This is a genomic window from Vibrio sp. AND4, assembly GCF_000171815.1.
Taxonomy (GTDB): Bacteria; Pseudomonadota; Gammaproteobacteria; order Enterobacterales; family Vibrionaceae; genus Vibrio.
In genome coordinates this window covers 1-19,593 of sequence record NZ_ABGR01000034.1, presented here as the reverse complement: position 1 = coordinate 19,593, position 19,593 = coordinate 1, and the positions used below count along the sequence as shown (strand labels likewise).

At 44.7% G+C, this 19,593-nt stretch carries 20 protein-coding genes and 4 pseudogenes; 15 read left to right on the top strand and 9 right to left on the bottom strand.

The window, feature by feature from the left end:
- The 7 genes and pseudogenes from AND4_RS16830 to rraA all read left to right on the top strand — a co-directional run.
- A pseudogene (locus AND4_RS16830) lies at nucleotides 1–313 on the top strand (primosomal protein N'); the annotation flags it as partial.
- Nucleotides 314–521: 208 nt separating this feature from the next.
- A complete protein-coding gene (gene cytR, locus AND4_RS16825; RefSeq protein WP_009844181.1) occupies nucleotides 522–1,526 on the top strand; it encodes a DNA-binding transcriptional regulator CytR in 1,005 nt (334 codons plus the stop codon).
- Between the two features lie 184 nt (nucleotides 1,527–1,710).
- Nucleotides 1,711–2,256 (top strand): SPOR domain-containing protein, encoded by a 546-nt coding sequence (locus AND4_RS16820; RefSeq protein WP_009844180.1) that lies wholly within the window; start codon nucleotides 1,711–1,713, stop codon nucleotides 2,254–2,256.
- 114 nt (nucleotides 2,257–2,370) lie between these two features.
- Nucleotides 2,371–2,922: an ATP-dependent protease subunit HslV gene (gene hslV / locus AND4_RS16815; RefSeq protein WP_009844179.1), complete on the top strand. Its 552-nt coding sequence runs from the start codon at nucleotides 2,371–2,373 to the stop codon at nucleotides 2,920–2,922.
- A gap of 29 nt (nucleotides 2,923–2,951) precedes the next feature.
- Nucleotides 2,952–4,283 carry an HslU--HslV peptidase ATPase subunit gene (gene hslU, locus AND4_RS16810; RefSeq protein WP_009844178.1) on the top strand — a complete coding sequence of 444 codons (1,332 nt, stop codon included), beginning with the start codon at nucleotides 2,952–2,954 and terminating at the stop codon, nucleotides 4,281–4,283.
- Between the two features lie 285 nt (nucleotides 4,284–4,568).
- Complete coding sequence (locus AND4_RS16805; RefSeq protein WP_009844177.1) at nucleotides 4,569–5,486, top strand: 1,4-dihydroxy-2-naphthoate polyprenyltransferase; 918 nt, start codon at nucleotides 4,569–4,571, stop codon at nucleotides 5,484–5,486.
- Between the two features lie 74 nt (nucleotides 5,487–5,560).
- Nucleotides 5,561–6,067, top strand: a complete 507-nt coding sequence (gene rraA / locus AND4_RS16800; protein ID WP_009844176.1) for a ribonuclease E activity regulator RraA — start codon at nucleotides 5,561–5,563, stop codon at nucleotides 6,065–6,067.
- A 158-nt stretch (nucleotides 6,068–6,225) separates the two neighbouring features.
- Here rraA and zapB read toward each other — a convergent pair whose 3' ends face one another.
- On the bottom strand, nucleotides 6,226–6,468 hold the full coding sequence (gene zapB / locus AND4_RS16795) for a cell division protein ZapB (protein ID WP_009844175.1): 243 nt from the start codon (nucleotides 6,466–6,468) through the stop codon (nucleotides 6,226–6,228).
- 305 nt (nucleotides 6,469–6,773) lie between these two features.
- Between zapB and glpX the strand changes: the two genes are divergently transcribed.
- The 3 genes from glpX to AND4_RS16780 all read left to right on the top strand — a co-directional run bounded on the left by glpX (nucleotide 6,774) and on the right by AND4_RS16780 (nucleotide 9,052).
- Nucleotides 6,774–7,781 carry a class II fructose-bisphosphatase gene (glpX, locus tag AND4_RS16790; RefSeq protein WP_009844174.1) on the top strand — a complete coding sequence of 336 codons (1,008 nt, stop codon included), beginning with the start codon at nucleotides 6,774–6,776 and terminating at the stop codon, nucleotides 7,779–7,781.
- A 172-nt stretch (nucleotides 7,782–7,953) separates the two neighbouring features.
- Complete coding sequence (locus tag AND4_RS16785; protein ID WP_009844173.1) at nucleotides 7,954–8,568, top strand: metalloregulator ArsR/SmtB family transcription factor; 615 nt, start codon at nucleotides 7,954–7,956, stop codon at nucleotides 8,566–8,568.
- A 121-nt stretch (nucleotides 8,569–8,689) separates the two neighbouring features.
- Nucleotides 8,690–9,052, top strand: a complete 363-nt coding sequence (locus AND4_RS16780; protein ID WP_009844172.1) for a DUF3135 domain-containing protein — start codon at nucleotides 8,690–8,692, stop codon at nucleotides 9,050–9,052.
- A gap of 57 nt (nucleotides 9,053–9,109) precedes the next feature.
- Here AND4_RS16780 and AND4_RS16775 read toward each other — a convergent pair whose 3' ends face one another.
- Both AND4_RS16775 and AND4_RS16770 read right to left on the bottom strand, forming a co-directional pair.
- Nucleotides 9,110–9,532 (bottom strand): DUF805 domain-containing protein, encoded by a 423-nt coding sequence (locus tag AND4_RS16775; protein ID WP_009844171.1) that lies wholly within the window; start codon nucleotides 9,530–9,532, stop codon nucleotides 9,110–9,112.
- A 63-nt stretch (nucleotides 9,533–9,595) separates the two neighbouring features.
- Nucleotides 9,596–9,943 carry a tautomerase family protein gene (locus AND4_RS16770; RefSeq protein WP_009844170.1) on the bottom strand — a complete coding sequence of 116 codons (348 nt, stop codon included), beginning with the start codon at nucleotides 9,941–9,943 and terminating at the stop codon, nucleotides 9,596–9,598.
- Nucleotides 9,944–10,203: 260 nt separating this feature from the next.
- Here AND4_RS16770 and tpiA point away from each other — a divergent pair, with 260 nt between their 5' ends.
- From tpiA to AND4_RS16755, 3 genes are all read left to right on the top strand, one after another.
- Nucleotides 10,204–10,974 (top strand): triose-phosphate isomerase, encoded by a 771-nt coding sequence (gene tpiA / locus AND4_RS16765; RefSeq protein WP_009844169.1) that lies wholly within the window; start codon nucleotides 10,204–10,206, stop codon nucleotides 10,972–10,974.
- A 307-nt stretch (nucleotides 10,975–11,281) separates the two neighbouring features.
- Entirely contained in the window at nucleotides 11,282–12,631 is a 1,350-nt protein-coding gene (locus AND4_RS16760; protein ID WP_009844168.1) for an MBL fold metallo-hydrolase, read from the top strand.
- A 31-nt stretch (nucleotides 12,632–12,662) separates the two neighbouring features.
- Complete coding sequence (locus tag AND4_RS16755; RefSeq protein ID WP_009844167.1) at nucleotides 12,663–13,526, top strand: alpha/beta hydrolase; 864 nt, start codon at nucleotides 12,663–12,665, stop codon at nucleotides 13,524–13,526.
- A gap of 89 nt (nucleotides 13,527–13,615) precedes the next feature.
- Here the strand turns inward: AND4_RS16755 and AND4_RS16750 are convergent.
- Nucleotides 13,616–14,778 (bottom strand): annotated as a pseudogene (locus AND4_RS16750) (nucleotide sugar dehydrogenase).
- 182 nt (nucleotides 14,779–14,960) lie between these two features.
- Between AND4_RS16750 and wecA the strand changes: the two are divergent.
- Entirely contained in the window at nucleotides 14,961–16,043 is a 1,083-nt protein-coding gene (wecA, locus tag AND4_RS16745; protein ID WP_043991821.1) for a UDP-N-acetylglucosamine--undecaprenyl-phosphate N-acetylglucosaminephosphotransferase, read from the top strand.
- A gap of 102 nt (nucleotides 16,044–16,145) precedes the next feature.
- On the opposite strand, the pseudogene AND4_RS19705 reads toward wecA, so the two are convergent.
- Both AND4_RS19705 and AND4_RS20320 read right to left on the bottom strand, forming a co-directional pair.
- Nucleotides 16,146–16,322 (bottom strand): annotated as a pseudogene (locus tag AND4_RS19705) (IS4 family transposase); the annotation flags it as partial.
- A 406-nt stretch (nucleotides 16,323–16,728) separates the two neighbouring features.
- Entirely contained in the window at nucleotides 16,729–16,902 is a 174-nt protein-coding gene (locus AND4_RS20320) for a hypothetical protein (protein WP_186004061.1), read from the bottom strand.
- Nucleotides 16,903–17,114: 212 nt separating this feature from the next.
- Here AND4_RS20320 and AND4_RS19700 point away from each other — a divergent pair.
- Nucleotides 17,115–17,348, top strand: a pseudogene (locus AND4_RS19700) (ATP-binding protein); the annotation flags it as partial.
- Between the two features lie 188 nt (nucleotides 17,349–17,536).
- Here AND4_RS19700 and AND4_RS16735 read toward each other — a convergent pair.
- From AND4_RS16735 to AND4_RS20315, 3 genes are all read right to left on the bottom strand, one after another.
- Nucleotides 17,537–18,316, bottom strand: coding sequence for a glycosyltransferase family 2 protein (locus AND4_RS16735; protein ID WP_009844162.1), 780 nt, complete (start codon nucleotides 18,314–18,316; stop codon nucleotides 17,537–17,539).
- Nucleotides 18,317–18,730: 414 nt separating this feature from the next.
- Complete coding sequence (locus AND4_RS16730) at nucleotides 18,731–19,408, bottom strand: CatB-related O-acetyltransferase (RefSeq protein ID WP_009844161.1); 678 nt, start codon at nucleotides 19,406–19,408, stop codon at nucleotides 18,731–18,733.
- Nucleotides 19,392–19,593: hypothetical protein (locus tag AND4_RS20315; RefSeq protein ID WP_009844160.1), on the bottom strand; the 202-nt coding region annotated here is incomplete at its 5' end. The genes AND4_RS20315 and AND4_RS16730, both read right to left, overlap by 17 nt.

The following is a 19,593-nucleotide window of genomic DNA, read 5'->3' as shown; positions in this document are numbered from 1 at the left end:
CCCGCCGTACAGCTTCTTGACTTTATTTAAAGCGGAAGCAAACCAGAGTGAAGTGGTCGAAGATTTTTTACGTCAAGTGCGTTTTACCCTTGAGTCACACCCATTGTTCGATGACTCCTGCATGGTACTTGGCCCAACACCATCACCACTGGCGAAACGTGCCGGCAAGTATCGATGGCAGTTATTACTGCAAACTCAGCAGCGATCATTGATGCAAAAGTTATTAACCAGTGCAAAACCTGCAATCGAATTATTACCAAATGCCAAGAAAGTTCGCTGGAATTTAGATATCGAACCGCAGGACCTCAGCTAGCAAACGTTTGGTCATGCAGTGAATTGCCCTTTAATGTGATTGATCTCACATTAGGAGAGCGATTTTTGTTAAACAGACCCTAACTTTACCGTAAGAAATGAATAGACTATTAAATTTAGAAAAGTCTAAAGTGAACGCAGTCAGACAGGCTGCCATTAAAATAGTCTCAAATGTCATCTTGGCGAATATATAAAGAGGGAAAAAAACTATGGCGACAATGAAGGATGTTGCCCAGCTTGCAGGGGTATCGACTGCCACAGTATCAAGAGCATTAATGAATCCAGAAAAAGTCTCTTCTTCAACAAGGAAGAGAGTGGAAGATGCTGTACTAGAAGCTGGTTATTCACCAAACTCATTAGCTCGTAACTTACGCAGAAATGAATCAAAAACCATTGTCACCATAGTTCCGGACATTTGCGATCCGTACTTCTCTGAAATCATTCGGGGTATTGAAGATGCAGCAATGGAACACGGCTACCTTGTTCTGCTTGGCGACAGCGGTCAGCAGAAAAAGCGGGAGAATTCGTTCGTTAACTTAGTGTTTACGAAACAGGCAGACGGCATGCTTTTGCTTGGTACTGATCTGCCGTTTGATGTCAGTAAACCGGAGCAGAAAAACCTGCCACCTATGGTCATGGCGTGTGAGTTTTCTCCAGAGCTGGAATTGCCCACCGTTCATATCGATAACTTGACCTCCGCATTTGAAGCAGTCAACTACTTAACTCAGTTAGGTCACAAACGTATCGCTCAAATCTCAGGACCTAACGCTGCCGCACTCTGCCACTTCCGTCATCAAGGCTACCAACAAGCACTGCGTCGAGCGGGCATTAACAAAGAAGAGCAATATACTGTTATTGCTGACTTCTCTTTCGACGGAGGAGTACAAGCGGTACGTAAACTGCTTGATCTTCCAGAGCCACCCACCGCTCTGTTCTGCCACTGTGACACCATGGCAATTGGTGCACTCCAAGAAGCGAAACGCCTAGGCCTGCGCATTCCTCAAGACCTCTCTATTGTCGGCTTCGATGACATTCAATTCGCTCAATACTGCGATCCGCCACTCACCACCATCTCTCAGCCTCGCTATGAGATAGGTCGCCAAGCCATGTTGATGATGCTTGATATGCTCAAAGGTCACGACGTGCATTCCGGCTCTCGTCTACTTGAGACTGAGCTGGTTGTCCGTGGCAGTGCTGCCCCGCCGTTACGCTAACCATCATTGCAATAAACACTAATCGTCACCGTAATAACGACACATCCATGCCAAGCGGCGCGTCCAGCGTCGCTTTTTATCTCTTTTTCCTGCATGTAACTAACAAGATTATGCGAATAGGGTGTTTTCTCATCGCATTCTGGATTAACATATTTGCCAGAATCCTTGATGACCAGAAGTAACCGTGGCAAATAGAGATTATGTAAGACGCGGACGCGGCGCTCCGAAGAAGTCGACAAAAAAGCAATCCTCAAGAAAAAAACCTTGGCGTAGTGGTCTGTTAGCAATCTTGCTCGCAGGCGGTTTTGGCTATGGGCTGTATTTATTAAACTCAGATCCAGAACCAAAACAGACCGTGGTAAAACAACAACCCGTGACCACCAGCAAACCAAAGCCGAAGCAAGATATCCCCCCTCTACCAGAAGAAAAGTGGGAATACGTGGAATCTTTACCGCAACGAGAAGTTGAAGTCGTCGCAAAAGACATTCAGGTCTCCAAAGTACCTTACGTGATGCAGTGCGGCGCTTACAAAAACCAAAGTCAGGCCGACGAACGTAAGCTAGCCATTGCCTTCCAAGGAATGAGCAGTCGTGTAATCAAAAAGCCCGGCAGTTCTTGGTATCGCATAGTACTTGGCCCATACAAGTTCAAACGCGAAGCAGAGAAAGATCGTCACAAGTTGCAACGTGCCAAAATTGAGCCATGCGCAATTTGGAAAGAGAATCTTTAAATTCAGGCCCTAGGCGCAAAGATCCTAGGGCCTTTCTTTTCGCCCCCTTGAATCCCCCACTCACTCACCCCATATACTGAATTAAATCCAAAGAAAAAAATTAAGAGGTCGACTGTGACTACCATTGTATCTGTACGTCGAAACAATAAAGTCGTCATCGCGGGTGATGGCCAAGTGTCGTTAGGTAATACTGTAATGAAAGGCAATGCGCGTAAAGTCCGTCGCCTATACAACAACCAAGTCCTTGCTGGCTTTGCTGGCGGTACAGCGGATGCCTTCACCCTATTCGAACGCTTCGAAAGCAAACTGCAAATGCACCAAGGCCACCTGACTAAAGCGGCAGTAGAGCTCGCAAAAGACTGGCGTAGCGACCGTGCACTTCGCAAACTCGAAGCCCTACTGGCCGTTGCAGATGAGACTGCCTCGCTGATCATCACTGGTAATGGTGACGTTGTTCAGCCAGAAAACGATCTGATCGCCATTGGCTCTGGCGGCGCATACGCACAAGCAGCGGCAACCGCACTATTAGAAAACACAGAACTAGACGCGCGCAAAATCGCAGAAAAAGCCCTAAACATTGCTGGCGATATCTGTGTCTTCACTAACCACCAGCACACTGTGGAAGAACTCGAATCTACAGTAGAACTTCCTAAGCCAACGGCTTAAGCGCTCTCGTAACGAAGTAAGGAAAGAATATGTCTGAAATGACTCCTCGCGAAATCGTTCATGAACTGAACCGCCACATTATTGGTCAAGAAAATGCAAAACGTTCGGTTGCGATTGCACTGCGTAACCGCTGGCGTCGAATGCAGCTTGAAGAAAGCTTGCGTGTTGAAGTGACCCCAAAGAACATCCTAATGATTGGCCCAACCGGTGTTGGTAAGACAGAGATCGCTCGTCGTCTTGCGAAACTGGCAAACGCCCCTTTCATTAAAGTCGAAGCAACCAAATTTACCGAAGTCGGTTACGTGGGTAAAGAAGTCGAAACCATTATCCGTGACCTGACTGACGTTGCCGTGAAGATGACCCACCAGCAAGCGATGGAAAAAGTAAAATTCCGCGCTGAAGAGCAAGCAGAAGAACGTGTATTAGACGCACTACTGCCACCCGCTCGCGATGCTTGGGGCCAATCGGAACAGAAAGAAGACACATCCAACACACGCCAAACCTTCCGTAAGAAACTGCGTGAAGGCCAATTAGACGATAAAGAAATCGAAATCGATGTCGCGGCACCACAAATGGGTGTAGAGATCATGGCGCCTCCAGGTATGGAAGAAATGACCAACCAACTGCAAGGCATGTTCCAAAACCTAGCAGGCGACACCAAGAAAAAACGCAAGCTGAAAATCAAAGACGCAATGAAAGCGTTGGCAGAAGAAGAAGCGGCGAAAATGGTCAACCAAGAAGAGCTGAAAGAATCGGCAATCTTCAACGTAGAGAACAACGGCATTGTTTTCATCGATGAGATCGACAAGATTTGTAAGCGCGGTGAGAGCTCTGGCCCTGACGTATCTCGCGAGGGTGTCCAACGTGACCTACTCCCACTGATTGAAGGCAGCACAGTATCAACCAAACACGGCATGGTGAAAACTGACCATATCTTGTTTGTTGCCTCTGGCGCATTTCAGGTGGCAAAACCATCTGATCTGATCCCAGAACTGCAAGGTCGCCTGCCAATTCGTGTTGAACTAGAAGCGCTGACGAGCAACGATTTCAAACGCATCCTCACAGAGCCTAAAGCGTCACTGACGGAACAGTACGTTGCGCTGATGAAAACAGAAGAGGTGGACGTCGAGTTCACTGAAGATGGCATCACAAAAATTGCGGAAGCCGCTTGGACAGTAAACGAAACCACTGAGAACATTGGTGCTCGCCGTCTTCACACGGTAATGGAGCGTCTGATGGATGAGATTTCTTACGATGCGACAGAAAAAGGTGGTGAGAAGTTTGTGATTGATGCCGCCTACGTGAAAGACCGCCTAGGTGACACTATTGAAGATGAAGATCTAAGCCGCTTTATTCTCTAAACGCAGCCTATCCTACCAAAGCCCAGAACCTTGTTTCTGGGCTTTTTGTTCAGGGTAACGATTCATTTAACCCTCTCAAAAGAAACCCGTCATTCTAGCTAGCCTGGCGAGACTAAGAATCTAATTACAGCGCGCACAGCAGCATTGCCGTTGTTTATAGAGCTACCTTTACTGCCATAAATATGAAGCGTAGCCCCTAACTCTTAGCTGAGTTGTTTCAGGTCAATAGCGTAATGAACACTTTGTGCTTATACTGGGCACATCGGTTACTAGCACGAAATACCCATGAAACAATCATTGCAGATCTGGCTTGAAGCCGCTCGTCCAAAAACCTTACCGCTCGCTCTAGTGTCTATTTTGACCGGTAGCGTACTCGCCTATTCTGCGGGTCACTTCTCGCTGACTATCGCAGTCATGGCCTTCGTCACCGCAACGCTACTGCAAATATTGTCTAACCTTGCGAACGACTACGGCGATGCAGTGCAAGGCACGGACAACGAAAACCGTTTAGGCCCTCAGCGTGCCATGCAGTCTGGTGCGGTCACTGCTGAGCAAATGAAACAAGCGATCATTTTCAACATCATTCTGACTGCCATTGCAGGTCTCACCTTAGTCTTTTATGCACTGAGCTCGTTTGAAAGCATCATTACCTTTATTGGCTTGGGCATACTTGCCATTGTCGCCGCGATTGCGTACACCATGGGCAGCAAGCCTTATGGCTATGTTGGCTTGGGTGACCTATCGGTATTTATCTTCTTTGGCCTACTTGGTGTATCTGGTACTTACTTCCTACACACAGGTCATGTGGATGCGACGCTCTTCCTGCCAGCGCTAGGCTGTGGCTTGTTAGCGGTTGCGGTACTCAACATCAACAATATGCGTGATATCGAAAATGACAGTGAGTGTGGCAAGCGCACCATGGCAGTGAGACTTGGCCAACGAAAAGCAAAACAATACCACTTCCTCTTACTTGGCGGCGCGCTATTGGCTTTTGCTGCTTACCTGCTGATTCAAGACAAACCAATATGGATAAGCCTGCCATTCCTGATCAGTATTTTTGTGGTGGCCAACCACGGCAAAGCGGTTTGGGATACAGAAAAACCCGCACAAATCGCACCTATGATGCCCGTAGTTGTGAAGTGCTCTCTGGTTACTAATGTTTTATTTGCAACAATTGTGGTAGCTCAAACTCTAATGAGTTAAAAAGGGTTGTCATTGCATTGACTTAATGCGTAGATATACTCAAAGACAACGATTTCTGTTTAGAAAGGTACGCTATGGAATACAATACCTCCGCACTCTGTGATATTTACCTTGATCAGGTAGATGTCGTTGAACCCATGTTCAGTAACTTTGGCGGGCGTGCATCGTTTGCTGGACAAGTGGTGACGATTAAGTGTTTTGAAGATAACGCACTGATCCGCGAAACGTTAGAGCAAGATGGTGTAGGACGAGTACTGCTGATTGATGGTGGTGGTTCGCTACGCCGAGCCTTAATCGATGCAGAAATTGCAACGCTTGCAGAAGAAAACGAATGGGAAGGGATTGTGGTTTACGGTTGTGTCCGCGAAGTAGACGAACTGGAAGACATGAACCTCGGCATTCAAGCACTGGCATCTATTCCTGTGGGTGGCGGCAACCAAGGTGTCGGAGAAATCGACGTAGCGGTTAACTTTGGTGGTGTCAGCTTCTTGCCTGAAGATTACATCTACGCAGACAGCACAGGCATCATCCTTTCTCCAGAGCCGCTTAATGTGGATTTAGACCTGGGTGAGGAAGAATAAAGAATCTTAAGCCGAGGTCTTAGGTCTTAGAGCAAGGTGCATCGCTGCTAGAATCGGTCTGCTCCCAAGACCTATCTTTACCTTAAAGCCTTTCTACTGTGCCTGATACGCAAACACCCGCCGAAGCGGGTGTTTTTGATTCAGGACACTTAAGTGGATTATTCCACTTCATCCATCTTGCCAAGTAGTGCACGGATGCGCTCTTGCCACTGGGCGTGTTCTTGTTGAGCTTGCTGAGATTTTTGCTCTAGCTCTTCACGTTGAGAACGAAGATCGTTTGCTTCGGTTTCAAGCTTCACTTTATCTTCTTTCAGCTCTTCGACTTCCATCTGAAGAAGAGTGATTGTGTCAACTGCAGTTTGAATTTTCGATTCGAGTTGTTCTAGTACTTCAAAAGACATCTTGGCCTACCTATTGTTATTCCATTGGGACGACGCACGAGCGTTCGTTTGCACCTTACCTATGAGGTTTATTCTACTCAGCGTAGCGATGAGAAACACTTACTATATTCAATATTTCGCATCATTCGGTTAAAAAATCAGCGCAATCTCACTAAACGCTGACTTTTCTTCTTATCGAAGCATTTTTGCGCAATGTATTTTCTCATCACTCTCCCCATAAGCTCATCAAGTATTGATCAAATTCAACAGACGATGTGATAAAATCGTTGCGTAAATTCCTCTTTACTCTTGTTACTGGAGACATCATGAAACGCGACTTAGCAATGGCTTTTTCCCGTGTGACCGAAGGTGCCGCTTTGGCTGGTTATAAATGGCTTGGTCGTGGCGACAAAAACGCAGCGGACGGTGCAGCAGTCGAAGTCATGCGTATCCTGCTAAACAAAACAGACATCAGTGGTGAAATCGTCATAGGTGAAGGGGAGATCGATGACGCGCCAATGTTGTACATCGGTGAGCAAGTGGGTATTGGTGGTGATGAGGTCGATATCGCCGTAGACCCTATCGAAGGCACTCGAATGACTGCAATGGGCCAGTCTAACGCACTGGCTGTATTAGCCGCTGGCGAAAAAGGCAGCTTTTTGAAAGCACCAGACATGTACATGGAAAAGCTGGTTGTAGGCCCTGGTGCAAAAGGCGTTATCGACCTAGGTAAACCACTTAAAGAAAACCTAGAAAACGTAGCAAAAGCGCTGAATAAGCCTCTTGATACGTTAGTCGTTATTACGCTTGCCAAGCCTCGTCATGATGCAGTGATCGCAGAAATGCAAGCGATGGGTGTTCGCGTGTTCGCCGTGCCAGACGGTGACGTCGCCGCTTCTATCCTAACCTGTATGCCAGACAGTGAAGTCGACATGATGTACTGCATCGGCGGCGCCCCAGAAGGCGTGGTGTCGGCAGCCGTTATTCGCGCACTCGATGGAGACATGCAAGGTCGACTTCTTCCTCGTCATCAAGTCAAAGGCGATACTGAGGATAACCGCATCTACGCTGCATCTGAGCTTCAGCGTTGTAAAGAGATGGGCGTGAAAGCCAATGTCATTCTAAAAATGGAAGACATGGCACGCAGCGACGACGTCATTTTCTCGGCAACAGGCATTACGAAAGGTGACCTGCTAGAGGGAATTTCTCGCCAAGGTAATATCGCAACCACCGAAACCTTGGTGATCCGCGGTCGTTGCCGCACTATCCGTCGCATTAAGTCAACGCACTACCTAGAGCGTAAAGACACTGAAGTACGCGATATTATTCTTTAAACAGATACAAAGTTCCTAGGGCCCAGGATCCTAGGAACTTGCCCTTCTCCTAGGAAGGCTCTCTTTTCCCTAGGACCTTCCTTTCACACCTTGTTCCCCTAAAGCTAAGTCAACACTTTTCTTTACTAACCCTATCGAGCATAATATCGACTGACGTAAAGATGGTGGGTATATGAAAACCGTAGATAGGATTTTGCAAATCGTTAAGCGTGACGGCTCTGTCACAGCGAAACAACTCTCTTCTGAACTGGGCATGACAACCATGGGTGCACGCCAGCACCTGCAGGGTTTAGAAGATGACGGCATCCTGTCGATTCATGATGTGAAAGTCAAAGTGGGTCGCCCAGCTCGCCATTGGTCATTGACTCAAAAAGGTCACGAGCAATTTGCTGATCGCCATGGCGAACTCGCCATTCAATTTATCGAAGCCGTAGAACATATCTTTGGCAAAGATGGGCTAGAGAAAGTCACGTCCGAGCGCGAAAAACTCACCCTACACAGCTACCAAGAGCAACTTGCAAAGTGTGACTCTCTTCAGAGCAAGCTAGAAGCACTGGTTACTCTGCGTGAGCAAGAAGGCTACATGGCCGAACTCGAGCAAGATCAACATGGGTTTATTCTTATCGAGAACCACTGCCCGATTTGCAAAGCCGCCACACGCTGCCCGAGTTTGTGCCAATCTGAACTCAATGTATTCCAGTCACTGTTAGGCAGTGATACCAAAATAGAACGTACAGAGCATATCATCAGTGGCCAACGCCGCTGCGTGTACCGTATTCAAGCCTGATATCTCGACAATCTCCTAACTTACTATGAACATACGCTTCTGTTAGTGAGACGCGAGTTGTTATTCTTTCTATCACCATATCTAAATGGACTAAGCTTTTAGTAACTAGGAGCAATATCCAATGGATTTGGAGATAGCTATGCCAAGTACCCACAAGCCCCAGGTTTTACCCTCATTCGACGAACTAGTAAAAATGGCAGAACGCGATCCAGAAGCCTTTGAACAGTTCCGGCAGGATATGGCAAAAGAGATGATTGAAGGTGCCTCAGAACAGATGCAGCCAAGACTGTGGGCTCAGCAAAGCCACATAGATAGAGTCATCCAAAACTGCAAAAATCCAAACCACACCAATGTCGTGTTGATGAACGAACTGCAGAAACAAGTCATTAAGTTCAGAGAAGCGTTACAAGGGGAAGCCGCACCAACTCAAAAAGCCGATGTGGTTGAGTTGAGAACCTTTAAAGATAGGGATGATTTTTACTAAGGGAGAGGAATAAGGCTCTAGAATCCTAAAACCTTATTTAACCCCAGAAAACGCTGCTTACTCCGGCTCAGGACCGTATTTGTTCTGACCGCTGGTTCCTTTCAGCAAACCACACTCCACCAGAATCCAGATACCACAAATCAAAGAAATTGAAGTCATCATCATTTGTGGAATTGATGGGGCTTGCGCCATTGGATCAGTCATGGGCGTTGCGACTCGACCAATGATCAACGGGATGTTGAGCGCCAACCAATAAATCGACTTATCACGATCGTGCCAACGCTTCGTCGTTATCGCTAAATCCGGGATCAGAAGCATCAACAAAAACACAGGCAGTAGAATATAGGAGAATTGAGGGAACAACTTACTGATGCCGGCGCCGAAGCCCAAGATTAAGATGTAGTAAATGATGTTCCACACCCAGTAAGTTTTGCGGCCTATACGCCCCTGAAAAGAAAACAGCAGCTCTTTAATCGACATCGAAACGCCCTATCGTTGAGAGTGCGACAACACCCTGGCCGCGCACAAATAAACCTGATGTGCCTAATTTACCACCTTCTGAAAGCAATCAATATCCATATCTCGCACATTGACGGTCAAGCTATGTATCTGACTCGCTTGCTCTTGTAGCACCGCCATTAACGCTCTCGATAACTCTCGCTTTTGTTCTGCGCTTCTTCCTCTCAGCAAATCAAAATTGATGTGAATGAAATCGACATTATCGCCTTCTTCTCCGACCAACCAGTTATGGCACCGTAGCGCGCGTGACTTCACGGACGCAAGCTCGAACAAACCGCTGTCTAAGGTTACCTTGTGTAAATCTTCGAGCAGGACCTGAACATTCACGCGCTCATCGACTGAGTTGGAATATTCTAAAACTAAGTTGGGCATTTTGATTCCTTTCTGATTACGGCTCACTTTTAGCCCGTAGTAATACCAATCTGAGGCGCATTTTCCGAGCAATGAACTATCATTCTGTCTACGCGATCACCAATCGATTGTGTTTAACAAAATAACAGACAGCGACCAGATGAAGAAAGCCGAATAAGACATGACGCCAATCATGATCTGTGCACATTATTCTGTTATATTCCTACGTAGATTTTTTACATTAATAGACTATTTACATTAAAGAGAAGGGAGATATTCCTATGCGTCGTCCTGTAGTGATGGGTAACTGGAAACTAAACGGTAGCAAAGCAATGGTCACTGAGCTGCTAGCTGGAATTAATGCTGAGCTTGAAGGCGTTGAAGGTGTTGACGTAGCCGTCGCTCCACCAGCTCTTTACATCGGTGTCGCTGAGTGTGTCATCGCAGAAGGCGGTAACAAAGTTATCCTAGGTGCACAAAACACTGACCTAAACAACAGCGGTGCTTTCACTGGCGATATGTCTCCAGAAATGCTGAAAGACTTCGGTGCTTCTCACATCATCATAGGTCACTCAGAGCGTCGTGAATACCACAACGAATCTGACGAGTTCATCGCGAAGAAATTCAACTTCCTAAAAGAAAACGGTCTAACGCCTGTATTCTGTATCGGTGAGTCTGAAGCTCAAAACGAAGCGGGCGAAACTGAAGCTGTATGTGCACGTCAAATCAATGCAGTGATCGACACTTGCGGTGTTGAAGCTCTAAACGGCGCAATCATCGCTTACGAACCAATCTGGGCGATCGGCACTGGTAAAGCGGCAACTGCTGAAGATGCACAACGCATCCACGCTTCTATCCGCGCACTTATCGCAGCGAAAGACAAAGCAGTAGCAGAACAAGTTATCATCCAATACGGTGGTTCTGTTAAGCCAGAGAACGCAGAAGCTTACTTCTCACAACCAGACATCGACGGTGCTCTTGTTGGCGGCGCTTCTCTAGACGCTAAGAGCTTCGTTGCTATCGCTAAAGCGGCGGCGGCTGCTAAAGCTTAATTTCGCGCTTTTACTAAGCTGAAATAACAAAGGGATGCAGCACGCATCCCTTTTTGTTTGCTTACAATTTAATGATATTTGTCACTCCGAGAAGTCCAAGCGACATTAGGAGTCTTCAAATCACCACACTCTCAACTTAAACCTGCTCGAATCAACACAAAGCAACGACAAACCACTTACATCAAAACAAAGAACCCAATCGCACTTCCTGCTATTGCCCTCCATCCCGCCCATTCGACACCTCCTACTCCTTTACCCTACCCGGTAAAATAACGGTCATGATGCAGTTCAAGGAGGAACAGCCAAGATGACAACACCAATCTCAGACATTGCCAGCGTCATACATCATGGTGGGAAACATACCGTCACAGGCTCATGTCATGAATTGAAACTGCCCAGTGGTAGCATCTTGATCGACTGCGGACTCTTTCAAGGCAAAGAGCTCCACTTTGGTCACCGAAAAGCATCACTCGACATTGAATTTCCCATCAAACACATCAAAGCACTGGTCCTGACTCATGCTCACATTGACCATATCGGACGCCTACCTTGGTTACTTGCCGCTGGCTTTAAAGGCCCCATTTACTGCACTAAAGCAACCGCCGAACTTCTCCCCCTTATGCTAGAAGACGGATTAAAGCTGCAACTGGGGTTGAAAAACCATCAACGGCAACAAATCCTCAATGTCATTAAGAAACAACTCAGAGCCCATGACTACCAACAGTGGCTGCCACTTGGTAAACAATGCTACCTACGCTTTCAGCCAGCTGGACACATTCTTGGCTCCGCTTATGTTGAATGCAAACTGCCCAACAATGAGGTGGTGGTTTTTTCTGGTGATCTTGGTCCCTGTGACACGCCTCTTCTGCCCAATCCGCTCTCGCCTGTTCGAGCCGATTACCTGTTTATCGAATCGACTTATGGCAACAAACAACACGAAGCAATAGCCACACGCATTCAACGGTTAAACCAGATCATAGACCACGCACTTGCCGATGGCGGCGTCATTATGATCCCAGCTTTTAGTGTCGGCCGGACACAAGAGTTACTGTTTGATATCGAACAACTTATCCACCAGCGAAAGCTATCAGATCAGCTGCCTGTCATTTTGGACTCTCCACTGGCGAATAAGATCACCAAAACCTATCGGCGCTTCAAAAAACTGTGGGGGAAAGAAGCCAAACAACGTCTTGATGGCCATCGTCATCCATTGGCTTTTGACCAGTGTATTGGCGTGCAAAGTCATCAAGAACATTTAGCGTTAGTCAATCGGCTCGCTTCAACTCAACAAGCGGCTTTGGTCGTCGCGGCCTCAGGCATGTGCGAAGGAGGAAGAATCGTCAATTACTTAAAAGCGCTCCTGCCAGACGAAAGAAATGATGTGTTGTTTGCAGGTTATCAAGCGCAAGGCACACTCGGGCAAGCCATTCAAAGCGGCCAAACTAGGGTTAACATTGATGAGCAAGTCATTGAAGTTAAGGCTCAAATACACACCATTTCAGGTTATTCCGCCCATGCCGATCAAGCTGACTTATTGCGGTTTATCACTAGGATTCCCAACCCACCTAAAACCGTGCATTTGATCCACGGAGAAAAGCACGCCAAACAAGCATTCGCACATCGGCTAGCCACAAACGACATTCCCGTTGTTTTATAAGCCCCCCACCAGCAAGCCAATAGGAAGAATCATGTTATTGATAACCAATCGTCTGTTAGATCCTACTCACCACCGCTTCGCTCAAACCAATGAACTGAGTCAATCCTTGCTGTATTGCAAGCATCACAATGGCCAAACCCATGAAATTGGCAGCGACGCTTGGATGGAAGAATTATTGAACTCGAATGCTCGGCGTGTGCTGCTGTATGTCCATGGTTTTAGTAATCAACCAGAGGAGCATGTGATTCAAAACACTTTAAAAATGCAAACCATGCTCGAGAGCAGTCAGCAAAATTGCGTCGTTATCCCCATCATTTGGCCATGTGATAACGATTTTGGCATCATTAAGGATTATTGGGACGATCAGCTGAGCGCAGAGTTATCTGGTTATGTTTTTGCCAGAGCCTTAGGCAAGCTAATCAATTGGCAGCAGAAGCACTCGCCTTGCTATCGTAAAATCTCGGTTTTGGCTCACTCTATGGGTAATCGAGTCCTGTTAAAAAGCTTAAACACGTTTGCCGAGGAGTTTGGCCACCAAGGTGTTCCACTGATTTTTGACGAGATATTTTTAATGGCGGCAGACATTGCCAATGATGCGTTGGAAGAAGATCAAGAAGGGCGTTGGATTTTGGAAGCGGCCAATCAGGTGGTGTGTTTTTATGCCAAGGATGACTTTGCTATGCCGGCCAGTAAAGTGATGAACATTCCGCAGCGCTCTTACACTCGTCGTCTTGGTCAAACTGGGCCAAAACACCCTATTGGGCGAATAGAACTCATCGATTGCTCTAGCTTTAATCAAAAACTGGATAACCCAAAAGGCCACACCTATTTTCTTGATGAAACTAGCCCAGCTTGGCAAAGGATTGTTGGAAAGATTGACGTATCTAGAATCTAGGGACCTAGGATCGCGATGTGTTGATTGGGTTTGGGTACCAAGGCGTTGGGGATCAAGGCTTTTGGGTAAAGCCTTGATCAATACTAGACCTAGTCGCTGCCAAATAAGTCTCGGGTATAGACTTTATCAGCAACGTCTGCCAACTCTTCAACCATGCGGTTAGAAACAATCACATCTGCCGTTTGCTTAAACTCATTCAGGTCTTCAATCACGCGCGAGTTAAAGAAATCACGCTCTTTAAGCACTGGCTCATAAACCACAACCTCGACACCTTTGGCTTTAATGCGCTTCATGATGCCTTGAATAGAAGAAGCACGGAAGTTATCCGAACCCGCCTTCATAATGAGACGATAGATACCCACAACTTTGGGCTCACGCTTAAGAATGGATTCAGCCACAAAGTCTTTACGCGTGCGGTTTGCATCCACAATCGCACCGATAATATTATTCGGAACTTCTTGATAGTTTGCTAAAAGCTGTTTGGTATCTTTTGGTAAACAGTAGCCACCATACCCAAAAGACGGGTTGTTATAGTGGTTACCAATACGCGGGTCTAAGCCAACACCTTCAATGATTTGACGAGCGTCCAAGCCATGAGCTTCTGAGTAAGAATCGAGCTCATTGAAGTACGCCACACGCATGGCAAGGTAGTGTGGAAACAGTTAACCGCTTCAGCTTCCGTTGAATCCGTGTAGAGTACTTGGATATCATCTTTTACTGCTCCTTCCACCAACAAACCTGCGAATACTTCTGCACGTTCACTACGTTCACCAACGATAATCCGTGATGGGTGCAGGTTATCGTATAGGGCTTTCCCTTCACGAAGGAACTCTGGTGAGAAGATGATATTGTCACAGCCGAATTCTTGTTTAATGCGAGCCGTATAGCCCACTGGAACCGTTGACTTAATCACCATCACCGCATCAGGATTAATCGCCATCACATCTTTAATCACGGCTTCAACAGAAGAAGTATTAAAGTAATGCGTAACAGCGTCGTAGTCTGTTGGAGTCGCAATTACCACATAATCCGCACCTAGGTACGCTTGCTGTTTATCGAGGGTAGCAACAAAGTTCAGTTTTTTAGTCGCAAGGAAATGTTCAATCTCAGCATCGACAATCGGCGATTGCTTGTTGTTTAGCGTTGCAACCTTATCTGCAACGATATCCACTGCAACCACTTCATGATTTTGCGCTAACAGCATAGCGTTGGAAAGCCCAACATAGCCGGTCCCAGCAACTGCGATTTTCATGGGGTAATCCTTCAATATGGTTTCGATGAAGAATAACAAAACTAAGCAATTTGCGCTATCAGACGCTATGACCCCATTTTAAGATTCACGTGACCGATAAAGCCTGTAGGGAGATTACTGCTTTGTCCGATAATAAAGTTGAGCTAATATTGGCTCTATATACAATAACCGTTAGCTTAACTATGCTTCTTGAACTCAGTTTTATTTTTTTCTCTTCCTTTGCAACGCTCTTCTTGATGCGAAAAGTAGCAAAGGAAATTGGCTTAGTTGACAAGCCCAACGCTCGTAAGCTTCACAATGGCGCAATCCCTCTGGTTGGTGGTATCTCCATTTGCCTTGTTCTTGCACAATACCTCACATTTAAACCAGAAATCATTGATCATAGCTGGCTGTACCTGCTTTGTATCTGTGTGTTAACTGTTGTCGGAGCCATTGACGATAAAGTCGACCTGAGCTTCAAAGTTAGAATGGGTATTCAAGCGGCACTATCCATCGCGATGATGAAGGTAGCCGGCATTGAACTCAATAGCCTGGGTAATATGTTTGGCTTCGGTGAAATCAGTTTAGGTTGGGCGGGAAGTATAATCACTGTTCTAGCAGTCATTGGAGCTATAAACGCCTTTAACATGGTCGATGGTATTGACGGACTGTTAGGCGGGTTGTCTATCGTAACCTTTGGAGCATTGGCAATTTTACTGCAAGTTGATAGCCAACATGGCCTAGCTTATTTATGTGTGGTTATTATCGTGGCAATGCTCCCTTACATTTGTATGAACTTAGGCATCTTAGGCCGAGAACGCAAGGTGTTTATGGGTGATGCGGGGAGTATGTTGATTGGTTTTACCGTAATATGGTTATTGTTAGGCGTAAGCCAGACAGGAAACTCACAGCCATTAATGCGCCCAGTTACTGCTCTATGGTTAATCGCCGTTCCTTTAATGGACATGGCTGCTATTATGATTCGTCGTATTCGTAGAGGTGATTCACCATTCAAACCCGATCGTGAACACTTGCATCATATCTTCCAACGTATGGGCTTAAGTTCGAGACAGACTCTTGTTGCAATATGTTTTATTGCTAGCCTTTACGCTGGCTTTGGGATTTATGGTGAGATGACCAGTATCCCCGAACCAATCATGTTTTGCACATTTGTCGGGTGCTTTATTATCTATTCCATTGTGTTAGCTTATATTTGGAAGTTCACCAGCTTCATTCGCTCTAAGCTAAGCAAGAAAGCAGACACTGTAAACTCCAGCGCCTCTTAAGTTGTATGAAAAGCTTTCCGCGACGATATACTCTATATGTCTCGGAAAGCATCAAATGTATAACAGTTACTCTCTGGTTATAATTCAGTCATAGACTGATCCTTAAGCACTAAGCACTTCATAAATTCCGTATAAAGTAATGTTTTCTTTAGACTTCCTCTGTACCGACTTTTGGACGTTTCTTGATATATAACTGGCAGCCCATTCGAGCTTGTTACCGATTTCTGACCATGCACCGTGGCTGATACATTCAAATACCGATAACAGCCACACATCTATTGGAGAAATATCCGGCACAAAAACTGTCTCAAAAGCGGCTTAGCCCTGAGACAGTTTATTTGTAGGTTGCTGTATTAAGTAAAGAAAAAAGGATCGCAAAGATCCCTCTCCAATAGGTGAGACTATAAGGAATACACTCAAAGGAAGCCATTCAGATGTCCGTAGAAGCCGATAAAACACCCGCTTTAAAATGACCAATCGTGACCTATAACACTCAAAAACCTGAGTTCGAATGATGCATTTTTGCACCATTTTCAACGAGAATTTTGTCGAGTTTTCAGCAAAAACAAAGAACGACCGTAGCCAAAAAACCTACTACACTACTGATCCTGACTCAACGCTTGGTTAAGCCTCTGCTCTTTCGAAATCGCCTTATTGACCAGAGTCAGTCCAATGGCAACGCAAGCTACCGAATCGCAAGCAAAGGCGCTTTGTGTAAGGCAGTCCAACGCTGAGCGATCTCTTCATCACTCCAAGATCCCGCCGATGCCGTATTAATATGCAGCACTAAGTGGTAGTGGTTCGACATAATGGCATAAGCACACACATCAATCGCAAACACTCGGCTAAGTAAACGCATGCGTTCGACCAAACAAGCACGGCGATGCTCAAAATTTTGCCCAGAATACTTATCCTCGCCACACAAAAACGCGCGACGCACACATCGTAAAATGCAGTGATGGTTAGCTGTGTCTTGAAGGGAAACTTGAGTTTAACGTGCTTGAGTCATCTATCAGCCTTCTGATTATATTGAAGAACTTAAGTTAAGCTTTTTCTCTATAAATAGAGTGTATCGTAACCAGTAACTTACCGTTCTCTCAATGGTCAAATGTATCCACCGACGAGACGACACTGTCAGCGGCATTACTGTATAGGCTTCTTCATCACTCACACCTCGTGCAACTCAGTGGAAAAAATTACCGATTACTGAGAAAGAAGGTGGCAGGAACCATACCAACGGTTCTAGAAAATCTATCTGAAAGTAGAAGTAATTTCGTGGGTGTGTCAGCTTTACTTCGGCGATAGCATCGATAGGTGGGTCAATTTTTAACTGGCATTGACAGCACTATCGAAATAATACGAACTAACGATAATTCCATAGAACATTGAGATACTTGGCATTGCATACCCTTGTTTCAAATAACGCCTTGTAATCTAAACGTAGTTAGTATTTAAGAATTAAGCAAATACATGGGTGCCCTGTATTTGCTTGACTATTGAGACAAACTAGATTTTGACTTTGTTAAACCTGCCTTAGTCAGCAAGAAACGAACTACGCTAGTTACATGCCAATAGAAATGCTTTGATAAAATTTTTCTGTTAGCATGTTTAGCTAGATGTACAGCTTTAATTTCAGGGAAATATAGAACTCTTTCATCTAATAAATGACTCCGATAACAAATATCGATATCTTCACAATACATGAAGTAATTTTCGTCAAACCCACTCAAGGCTACGTAATGAGATACTTTGAAGGCTAAAAACGAACCTGCAGCCCAATCGATAAAACAATGGACTCTTATCATATTCTTATCTAAGACTGCGCTATTACCTAAACCGAGAAATGATTTTGCAAACTGTATAAAACTAGGAAACTTTCGAATAGAGTCATCATAAATAGTCATGTCATAATCTTTATATAAATTAATAGCTGACAATTTTGATCTATTTTTTTCCATATTTTCAATTAACAAGTAAATTTCAGCAGAGCTAACTACAACATCCGGGTTTAATACAATAAAATAATCATCCTCTCTCATACCAAGCTTTGATCTACAATAATCAAATACGATATTATTATTATTCCCAAATCCCAAAAAATACTGCTCATCAATCCAGTGAAAGTTTTTAGATTCATTCAAAACAGAAAAATTATCATCCGGTTTATTGCTTTTTACTACAACCTCAAAGTCATTAATTACGTTAGTTAAACAATCGAGTTGATGAATAAGCTCTGAATGACCATGTGATACAACTGAAAGGAAAACTCTCATTTTAAAAATATGCCTTCGTTAAAGAATAATGCTATGTCGCCATTTACTGCTATGAATAATAAACAGATTGTTTTTCATAAAGATTTCCGGATCGTATATGTGAACAAATCAGGATAGTGTTCGATGTATTTTGTGGTAATTCAATAAAAAAGTCCTATCCGTACTGAAAGCCTGCTGTGATAATCGTTAGATATTTGATCCTTTCTGAACAAGTAAATATAGTTCGTCTACTTCTATAATGCCATCAAGCTTAGTCGCCTTTAGTATTAATGGTGGTTGTAAACTCGGTACTAAGCGACCAAATTAAGATTGTACGTAAAGTTAAGGAGTTAGAATTTACAACCTAATCGTTAGTATTTCCAAAACATAACGCACATCCGCACAGCCAATACCCCGAGCATTACCTATATTTAATTATTGTAGGCTTTCCAAAAAATCATTTATATTATTGAATTGGTCAGATAAACACTTCAATCTGTCTAACTCCCAGTCCCACCAACGTGAATTCAGAACAGCTTGTCGTTTCTTCTCATCAAACCTAAACTTGATAACCTTAGCAGGAACCCCGGCGACGATAGAGTATGGCTCAACATCTTTTGTAACAACTGAACCACAAGCGACTACAGACCCGTCACCGATACGTACGCCTTCAACTATTGTAACATTAGTTCCTATCCAGACATCATTACCAATAACTGTCCTATATTCGCCTATTAATTTACTTTTGTATTCTGGGTAAATTTCACGACACTCAAAATTCAAACCTAACTGACTCATCAAAGGATGGTTTGGCCGATGAAAAGCAGGGTGAGTAGAAACATAATTTTCAACTGGGTGATTGTTTGACACCAAAGTTATATTATTACCGATACTACAGAACTTACCGATAGTACTAAATTTAATTTCACAGTTTTTCCCGATGTATGTACCGAATCCTATTTTAGAATTTGAAACATCCGTACCTGATTTTATATCAACACGTTCATCAACATCAGAGTTTAAAAAAACACTTTTCCTGGAAATAAATGTTCTTCTTCTTCGAAGTCGGAATATCTCTATATACTTGATGACTAAGCTATCTTTCTTGAACATCCAAATACTCCTCAGCTGTCTTTATATCCACTTCCTGGCCTAAATAAATAGATAACCATTCAAAAAAATGAATCCTAGATAAAACTTGATTCTGACCGTAACAAGGGTCCCCTACCCAAGAGAATTCTTTAGCTTCATACTTAAACCAAGCTAGATCAATCATTTCTTTATCAATAATCAATATT

Excerpts from the sequence above, each read along its gene's own strand:
- cytR (WP_009844181.1), top strand. The coding sequence starts at position 522 with ATGGCGACAATGAAGGATGTTGCCCAGCTTGCAGGGGTATCGACTGCC.
- hslU (WP_009844178.1), top strand. The coding sequence starts at position 2,952 with ATGTCTGAAATGACTCCTCGCGAAATCGTTCATGAACTGAACCGCCAC.
- AND4_RS16805 (WP_009844177.1), top strand. The coding sequence starts at position 4,569 with ATGAAACAATCATTGCAGATCTGGCTTGAAGCCGCTCGTCCAAAAACC.
- rraA (WP_009844176.1), top strand. The coding sequence starts at position 5,561 with ATGGAATACAATACCTCCGCACTCTGTGATATTTACCTTGATCAGGTA.
- zapB (WP_009844175.1), bottom strand. The coding sequence starts at position 6,468 with ATGTCTTTTGAAGTACTAGAACAACTCGAATCGAAAATTCAAACTGCA.
- glpX (WP_009844174.1), top strand. The coding sequence starts at position 6,774 with ATGAAACGCGACTTAGCAATGGCTTTTTCCCGTGTGACCGAAGGTGCC.
- AND4_RS16785 (WP_009844173.1), top strand. The coding sequence starts at position 7,954 with ATGAAAACCGTAGATAGGATTTTGCAAATCGTTAAGCGTGACGGCTCT.
- AND4_RS16780 (WP_009844172.1), top strand. The coding sequence starts at position 8,690 with ATGGATTTGGAGATAGCTATGCCAAGTACCCACAAGCCCCAGGTTTTA.
- AND4_RS16775 (WP_009844171.1), bottom strand. The coding sequence starts at position 9,532 with ATGTCGATTAAAGAGCTGCTGTTTTCTTTTCAGGGGCGTATAGGCCGC.
- AND4_RS16770 (WP_009844170.1), bottom strand. The coding sequence starts at position 9,943 with ATGCCCAACTTAGTTTTAGAATATTCCAACTCAGTCGATGAGCGCGTG.
- tpiA (WP_009844169.1), top strand. The coding sequence starts at position 10,204 with ATGCGTCGTCCTGTAGTGATGGGTAACTGGAAACTAAACGGTAGCAAA.
- AND4_RS16760 (WP_009844168.1), top strand. The coding sequence starts at position 11,282 with ATGACAACACCAATCTCAGACATTGCCAGCGTCATACATCATGGTGGG.
- AND4_RS16755 (WP_009844167.1), top strand. The coding sequence starts at position 12,663 with ATGTTATTGATAACCAATCGTCTGTTAGATCCTACTCACCACCGCTTC.
- wecA (WP_043991821.1), top strand. The coding sequence starts at position 14,961 with ATGCTTCTTGAACTCAGTTTTATTTTTTTCTCTTCCTTTGCAACGCTC.
- AND4_RS20320 (WP_186004061.1), bottom strand. The coding sequence starts at position 16,902 with ATGCGTTTACTTAGCCGAGTGTTTGCGATTGATGTGTGTGCTTATGCC.
- AND4_RS16735 (WP_009844162.1), bottom strand. The coding sequence starts at position 18,316 with ATGAGAGTTTTCCTTTCAGTTGTATCACATGGTCATTCAGAGCTTATT.
- AND4_RS16730 (WP_009844161.1), bottom strand. The coding sequence starts at position 19,408 with ATGTTCAAGAAAGATAGCTTAGTCATCAAGTATATAGAGATATTCCGA.